General features: G+C 43.8%; 2 protein-coding genes. Both read left to right on the top strand.

Annotated features, from left to right (window positions below):
- Positions 1-325 precede the first annotated feature (325 nt).
- The gene (locus tag PL8927_RS27730; protein WP_083627111.1) at positions 326-571 is read left to right on the top strand and encodes a type II toxin-antitoxin system HicB family antitoxin; all 246 of its coding nucleotides are present in this window, start codon (positions 326-328) and stop codon (positions 569-571) included.
- Positions 568-780 (top strand): type II toxin-antitoxin system HicA family toxin, encoded by a 213-nt coding sequence (locus PL8927_RS27725; protein ID WP_083627110.1) that lies wholly within the window; start codon positions 568-570, stop codon positions 778-780. Before PL8927_RS27730 ends, PL8927_RS27725 begins: the two co-directional genes overlap by 4 nt.
- The last annotated feature ends 167 nt before the right edge of the window (positions 781-947 follow it).

The raw sequence follows: 947 nt of genomic DNA, 5'->3' as shown, positions 1-947 counted from the left end.
TCAACCCGCGTCGGCGGGTTTTGTTTGTGTAGACGCGGTTTCAACCGCCTTTGTTTAAATAAAGCTTTCAGGCTCTTTAGATTCGGTTTCACGGAATAAAATGTTCGGTTATCCGTACTTGATAAATGTTATTTTATGTTTACTGTTCGGTGCGTGCGCTTCGCTTACACACCCTACGATTCAACCGCCAGGTAATTAAAAGGCGATTGAAATCTTTAACCCGCGTCGGCGGGTTTTGTTTGTGTAGATGCGGTTTCAACCGCTTAATTATAAATTATAATAGGGGTTTATTTCCCGAGTTGAGAGAGAGGAGAATCTACAGAAAATGCTTTATAAGATTCCATTGCTGCTCTCACCACAACCTGAAGGGGGATTTACGGTCACATCCCCATTATTACCAGAACTTCTGACCGAGGGTAACACCGTTGAAGAAGCTCTGGCCAATGTTCAGGATGCTCTAGCTGCTGTGGTTGAGATTTATCAGGATTTAGGACGAGCTTTGCCTCTAAATCTCTGCGTTGCTGATGCTAACCATTCCCTGTGGCTAGAAACTCTAGTGGTCAGTCCATGAAGTATCGCGAAGTGGCTCGAAAACTCAAAGCATTGAATTGTCAAGAATTGCCTCGGCGTGCGGGTGGCTCTCACCGAAAATGGTTTAATCCCAATACACAGCAATCTTCGGTGCTACCGGATTGGGGAAATCGTGACCTCAAAGTAGGAACACTACGGTCTGCACTACGACAATTGGGGATTGATTGGGATGTTTTCAACAAGACCTAATCCCTGGTGGTAGATAAGACTTTTGTTTCTGTTGTTGTTGTTGTCAGATTGTTTACCCGAAAAAGGAGGACTTTCAGGGTCTTTAGATTCGGCTTCACGGAATAAAATGTTCGGTTATCCGTACTTGATAAATGTTATTTTATGTTTATTGTTCGGTGCGTGCGCTT

Origin of the sequence: Planktothrix serta PCC 8927, from assembly GCF_900010725.2 — a bacterium.
Classification (GTDB): Bacteria; Cyanobacteriota; Cyanobacteriia; order Cyanobacteriales; family Microcoleaceae; genus Planktothrix; species Planktothrix serta.
The sequence above is the reverse complement of the archived record's forward strand: the minus strand, read 5'-3'. Positions and strand labels throughout refer to the sequence as shown.

Coding starts and splice junctions, on each gene's coding strand:
- PL8927_RS27730 (WP_083627111.1), top strand. CDS start 326: ATGCTTTATAAGATTCCATTGCTGCTCTCACCACAACCTGAAGGGGGA.
- PL8927_RS27725 (WP_083627110.1), top strand. CDS start 568: ATGAAGTATCGCGAAGTGGCTCGAAAACTCAAAGCATTGAATTGTCAA.